Here is a 1633-nt window from a genome sequence, read left to right as displayed (position 1 = left end):
TCCGCCACCGCCGACTCCGGTGGCGCGGTGATCGACCTCGTACTGTCGGCCGGGTTGCGCGCCCACGGCTGCGAGACGGTGGCGTCCGCCATCCTCGAGGCCACCTCCAGTGCCGTCAGGCAGGCCAACGCCCGACGCGCCGAGCTGGTCTCGGGGTCGGTCGCCCTCGCGGTGAGCGGCCGCGCGCAGGCCGCCGAGGCCGCCGGGGACGACTCAGCCGGTGCCCTGTCGGCGGGCCGTGGCACCGGCTGACGGGCCGTGGATATGCTGACCGGCATGGCCAAGGACATAGTCCCGATCGAGCTCGGTCTCCCTGAGGGAGACGTCACGACCCTCTGGGCGCCCAGTTGGCGGGAGGACAACGACGACTGGGAGGCGTTCCTCGGCCTCGACGAGGACCTCTACGCGTTCGATTCGACCGCCGAACTCCTGGCCCTGGTCCGGAGCGGCGCGCAACATGATCTGCAGGACCACCCGTCCTGGGACGAGTTCGCGACCTCCGACGTGCTGGCGTTCCGCGCCGCGGACGAGAACTGCTACGACCTCGTCGGCGTCCTCGAACTCCTCGGCGAGAACCCCACGGAGTCCTCGGTCGACGAGATCGACCAGTCCTTCACCATCGCCCGCTCGATCGGCGAGGTGTGCGAGTTGGACACCGTCACCAAGTTCTTCAACGGCAACCCGATCCTCGCCGCCGTCACCCGCGGGATGGACGAGTTCTACGGGCGGGACGGGTTGAAGCTGTGGAAGTCCATCCGGAAGACCGTCGCCAAGGGCTGGGACGACGTGCTCGACGCGATCCAGGACGTCATGACCACCCCCGAGGTCCCGCGCGCCGAGGTCGATCGCGCCCGAGCGGACCTGGAGGCCGCTGAGGCCGCGCTCCCCGAGCCCGCGCCCGAGCCCGAGGCCGCCCCCACCGGGTACCCGGAGGGTTCGCTGTGGGAGACGGTCGGGATCGACCCCGTGAAGATCATCTTCGCCGATCAGGAGTACCTGAGCCTGCGCTGCTATCTCGGCGATCGGCCGGTGTTCCTCGGCGACGGGGACCAGGCGTACGTGTTCACCAGCGCCCGCGGCCTGTCCCGGTACCTGGCCGACCACGACGACGAGACGCTCAGCCACGTGGCGACCTACGAGCGCGTCAAGATCGCGGCGATCGACGGCAGCCTGGACGTCCACGTGACCGAGGACAACACCTACGTCCTGGCCGGCCTCGACCGCGACATCGAGGTCGGCCCCGGGATGGTCGACTCCGGGCAGCTCGCGCTCGCCGTGGAACTGGTCACCGACCTCGCGAACTACGTGGGCGACTCCGACCTCGAGGCCGCGGTCACCGGCCGAGGAACCTCGTTGCGCCGGTTCCTCCACTACGTCCTCAACCCGGACGACGCCAGGCTGCTCGAGCCCAGCGCGCCGTTCGACGACGAGGCGGGCGAGTGGCGCGACCTGGTCGACGACGTCGAGCGCCTGATGACCACCCCCGACATCGCCTGACCCGCCTGGCCTGACCTCGCCCGGCCTCCCCGGCCTCGCCGTCTCGCCCGGCGTCCCCGGCCTCGCGCGGCGTCATCGAAAAGAGCGTTCCGCACATTTCCACTCGGCCGATGCGGTCGAAACACTCTTCTCGATG

General features: G+C 70.3%; 2 protein-coding genes. Both read left to right on the top strand.

Annotated features, from left to right (window positions below; all coding sequences use genetic code 11):
* A partial coding sequence (locus G6017_RS04405) for a YbaB/EbfC family DNA-binding protein (RefSeq protein WP_182616125.1) occupies nt 1-252 on the top strand: 252 nt, incomplete at its 5' end.
* A gap of 24 nt (nt 253-276) precedes the next feature.
* Nucleotides 277-1497: a SatS C-terminal domain-containing protein gene (locus G6017_RS04400; RefSeq protein WP_179524749.1), complete on the top strand. Its 1221-nt coding sequence runs from the start codon at nt 277-279 to the stop codon at nt 1495-1497.
* Nucleotides 1498-1633: the final 136 nt, after the last annotated feature.

The organism is Dietzia sp. B44 (genome assembly GCF_014145245.1).
Taxonomy (GTDB): domain Bacteria; phylum Actinomycetota; class Actinomycetes; order Mycobacteriales; family Mycobacteriaceae; genus Dietzia; species Dietzia natronolimnaea.
This window is presented reverse-complemented; position numbering and strand designations above follow the sequence as displayed.